4 protein-coding genes are annotated in these 4,299 nt (G+C 71.5%); 3 read left to right on the forward strand and 1 reads right to left on the reverse strand.

Annotated elements, in window-relative coordinates; genetic code table 11:
* From AC08ON_RS15135 to AC08ON_RS15145, 3 genes are all read left to right on the forward strand, one after another.
* Window positions 1-912: helix-turn-helix transcriptional regulator (locus AC08ON_RS15135; RefSeq protein WP_476617197.1), on the forward strand; the 912-nt coding region annotated here is incomplete at its 5' end.
* Window positions 913-1,011: 99 nt separating this feature from the next.
* Window positions 1,012-2,313, forward strand: coding sequence for a YncE family protein (locus AC08ON_RS15140; protein WP_476608089.1), 1,302 nt, complete (start codon window positions 1,012-1,014; stop codon window positions 2,311-2,313).
* A gap of 203 nt (window positions 2,314-2,516) precedes the next feature.
* Complete coding sequence (locus tag AC08ON_RS15145) at window positions 2,517-3,347, forward strand: MurR/RpiR family transcriptional regulator (RefSeq protein ID WP_476608088.1); 831 nt, start codon at window positions 2,517-2,519, stop codon at window positions 3,345-3,347.
* Between the two features lie 127 nt (window positions 3,348-3,474).
* Here the strand turns inward: AC08ON_RS15145 and AC08ON_RS15150 are convergent, their stop codons facing one another.
* Window positions 3,475-4,188 (reverse strand): VIT1/CCC1 transporter family protein, encoded by a 714-nt coding sequence (locus tag AC08ON_RS15150; protein WP_476608087.1) that lies wholly within the window; start codon window positions 4,186-4,188, stop codon window positions 3,475-3,477.
* Window positions 4,189-4,299 lie beyond the last annotated feature (111 nt).

A 4,299-nucleotide genomic window follows, 5' to 3' on the forward strand; every position in this document is an offset into this window, starting at 1 on the left:
GGCGCGGTGCACACCGGTGACTTCGCCGCCGCCACCTCGGCGATCGCCGAGGAGGAGGCGGTGGCGGACGCGGTCGGGGTGGAGCCGCTGGCGTATCCGCAGCTGCACCTCGCCGCCTTGCGTGGCCGGGAGGCGCAGGCGCGGGCGGTGATCGACGGTTTCACCGCCGAGGCGACCGCGAGCGGCACCGGGCAGACGATCGCCAACGCCGACTGGGCAACGGCCGTCCTGAGTAACGGCCTCACCGACTACCCGGCGGCACTTGCCGCCGCCGAGGCGGCCACCCGGCACGGCGACCTGTTCGTCGCCGCGATCGCCCTGCCGGAACTGGTCGAGGCCGCGGTCCGCTGCGGCGAGCACGAGGTGGCCCGGTCGGGTTCGGTATCGCTCACCGAACGTACCGAGGGCAGCGGCACACCGTGGGCGCTGGGCGTCGGCGCCTACGCCCGCGCACTCGTCACCGGCGACGAGGACGACTTCGCCGCGGCCATAGGTCACCTTGAGAGGAGCCCGCTCGCCCCGTATCTGGCCAGGGCGCACCTGCTCTACGGCGAGTGGCTGCGCCGCCAGGGCAGGCGACGCGACGCCCGCCGGCAGCTTCGTACCGCCTACGACCGGTTCGCCGACAACGGCATGGCGGCCTTCACCGACCGCGCCGCCGCCGAGCTGCGTGCGGCCGGCGCCGACGTGCGCGGCCGCACGTCGGGCACCACCGACGACCTCACCGCGCAGGAGACCCACATCGCCTGCCTGGTCGCGGAGGGCGCCACGTCAAAGGAGGTCGCGGCACGGCTGTTCATCAGCCCCCGCACCGTCGACGCCCACCTGCGCAATATCTTCCGCAAGCTCGGCATCACGTCCCGTCGCCAGCTCCGGGACCTGCCCGCACTGCGTACCCCCACCGCCAGATGAGTGTGAGCGTGCCGCGTACCGCGGAGTCCTGGTGGGTCGAGCTGGACGGCCGCGCCGTCGATCGTGGCTTCGCCCGCTCAGGCCTTCTACTCTGGCCGCATGCCGGAGGGGTCGACAGCGCAGCGCCGCCAGCCGGGGACCAGGTCCCGGCGGCGTGGTCTGATCATGTTGGCCGGGTTGGCGGCCCTGGTGGTCGCACTGCTGGTGGTATGGCTGATCCGGGTCAGGAGCGACCAGGCTACGGGGGCCGGTGCCGCCCGCCCTCCGGGTTCCGTTCCCGCGCCGGGCCGGGGAGCCGACTCTGCCCTGCCCCGTGGCGAGGGCGGCGTCGTGGACGTGTACGCGCACGCGCGTGCCGGGATGCTGAGCCCGGTGGTCCGCGACGATCCGCCTCTCGTGTACGTCCCGAACCTGCGCGACGGCACCGTCACGGTCATCGACCAGCGCACGCTGCGGGTCGTGGACACCTACGCCGCCGGCCGCGAGCCGCAGCACGTGGTCCCCTCCTGGGACCTGCGGACCCTGTGGGTGAACAACAACCGCGGCAACAGCCTGTCACCGATCGATCCGCGGACCGGTCGGCCCGCCGGGCCCGCGGTACCGGTCGCGGACCCGTACAACCTGTACTTCACTCCCGACGGGGCCAACGCGATGGTCATCGCCGAGGCGAACCACCACATCGACTTCCGTGATCCGCACACGTTCGCCCTACGGCACAGCCTGGACGTGGGCACGGCCTGCGCGGGCGTCAACCACGTCGACTTCTCCGTCGACGGCTCCTATGCGATCGCCACCTGCGAGTTCGCGGGACGACTCGTCAAGATCGACATCCCGCGTCAGCGGGTCATCGGATATCTGGACCTCGGCCGGGACGCCGCTCCACAGGACATCAAGATCGATTCGGCCGGTCGGATCTGGTACGTGGCGGACATGAACGCCGACGGTGTCCACCTCGTTGACGGGGATCGCTTCACCAGGGTCGATTTCGTCCGGACCGGGCCGGAGACCCACAGCCTTTACCCGAGCCGCGACGGCCGATTCCTGTACGTCGCCAACCGGGGTGGCCACATGGACTCCATGAAGCCGCCGTTCCCGCACTCCGGCGACCAGGGCTCGGTCTCGGTCATCTCCTTCGCCACCCGGACCGTCGTGGCCACCTGGCCGATCCCCGGTGGGGGAACCCCGGACATGGGCAACGTCGATGCCAACGGCTCGCGGCTGTGGTTGTCCGGCCGCCGCAGCAACGTCGTGTACGTGTTCGACACCGGCGGGCCCGGAGGTTCGGAGCCGAAGGCCGGCCGGCTGCTGGCTCGGATCCCCGTCGGCCGTGAGCCGCACGGTCTCGCGGTCTGGCCGCAACCCGGTCGCTACTCCCTCGGCCATACTGGGATCATGCGCTGAGGGTCGGACGAGCTCGGGGCCCCCTCATCCGGGCCGGGAGCGAGCGGGTTGACTGAAACGGATTTTCATGATCCATAATACCATGGAAGATTCATTCTTAGTTTACCTTTGGGTATCTGACCGTTGTGCCTACGCGCTTAGCGTGACGTGTCGTGACTAGTGACGTTACTGTGAGGGTCGCGGGCGACGCTGACGCGCCCGCCGTGTTGGAGCGCATTCGGGCTTTGTCGGCGTCGTTGTCGTCGGCGGAGCAGCGGGTGGCGCGGCAGGTCCTCGCGGACCCGGTTGCGATGATCCACCAGTCGGTGAGCGAGCTGGCGCAGGTGTCGGGAAGCTCGCCGGCGACGGTGGTGCGGTTCTGCCAGAGCCTGGGGCTTCGGGGCTATCAGGAACTCAAGCTGGCGCTGATCCGGGAGACGCTGCCGGTGGAGCGGCAGCTGGTGGACGAGGTGTCCGCGGCCGACGGCCCGGATGAGATTGCCGGGAAGGTGCTCGGCGGGGCTGCGAGTGCGCTGACCGAGGCGGCGCGGGGGATCGACGGTGGCGTGCTGGCGACGATCGCCGACCTGGTCGTCGCCGCGCCGCGGACGTTGTTCGTGGCGGTGGGGACGTCGGCGCCGCTGGCGATGGATGCCGCCTACCGGCTGACCACGGTCGGGGTCGATGCGCGGTTCGCCGGGGACGCGCATGTGCAGCACGTCACTGCCCGGATGCTGGCGGCGGGTGATCTGTGTGTTGCGGTCAGCCACACCGGCTCGACGGCGGAGACACTGGCGGCGATGCGGGCGGCCGTGGACGCCGGGGCGCATACCGCCGCGATCACGAGCTTTGCCCGGTCACCGTTGACCGAGCTGGTGCAGCACGCGGTGGTGGTGGGCAGTCGGGAGACGGCGTATCGCATCGAGGCGATGACCAGCCGGATCGTGCACCTGTCGGTGCTCGACGCCCTGTTCGCCCTCGTGGTGGTGCGCAGCCCGCGCAGCCCTGGCGCGCTGGCGATGACCGCCGACGTGATCGTCGAACACCGGATGTAGCCGCCTACCAGACCCGGCGGCGCCGGTGTCGACGGCCCGTGGTCCGCCCCCGCGTCCACCGAGGAACGGTATGAGCCCGCGGACCAGCGGTGGATCGGTGGTGGGCGAGGTACGTCCCGGCGGTCGGTCAGCCGCCGGCCGCGTCGGTGATCAGACCGACCAGCGCGGTGACCAGCATGGCAGCGGCGCCGCCCAGCACGACGCGCAGGGCCGGACGCAGCAGCGCCATACCGGCGGCCCGCGCGGCGAGTATGCCCGCGACGACGAGACCGATCACCGCAACCACGACGACGAGCATCAGGCGGCCCGCTCCCGCCGGGGCCGACATCCCGAGGAACGGCACCAGCCCGCCGGCCGTGAAGCTGCCCGCCGACGCGACGGCGGCCTGGACCGGGCGCGCCCGGGTGGCCTCACTCTGGCCGAGTTCGTCGCGCAGGTGCGCCTCCAGCGCACCCCGCTCGGTCAGCGTCACGGCGACCTGCGTGGCGAGGTCGTGCGGAAGGCCGCGCCGCTCATAGATGCCGACCAGCTCGGCGAGCTCGGCCACGGGGTCGGCCGCCAGCTCCGCGCTCTCCTTGGCCCGGTCCGCGCGTTCCACGTCGGCCTGGGAGCTTACCGACACGTACTCCCCGGCCGCCATCGACATCGCCCCCGCGGTCAGACCCGCGATCCCGGCGGTCAGGACCGCGCCGGTGGAGGCGCCGCTCGCGGCGACGCCGACGATGAGACTGGAGGTGGAGACCAGGCCGTCGTTCGCGCCGAGGACGGCCGCGCGCAGCCAGCCCGAACGGTTCGTGCTGTGCCGCTCCCGGTGCCGCCGCACCGCACCGAATGTCGCCATGGGGGCATTACAGCACGGTGTTGACGATCGGCATCGTCTCGGCGGCTGTGGCACAACTGTGACAATCACCCGTTCCACCAGGTGACCCCAGGGCCGCGCAGAGATCACGCT

The organism is Frankia sp. CoWAU3, assembly GCF_977971855.1.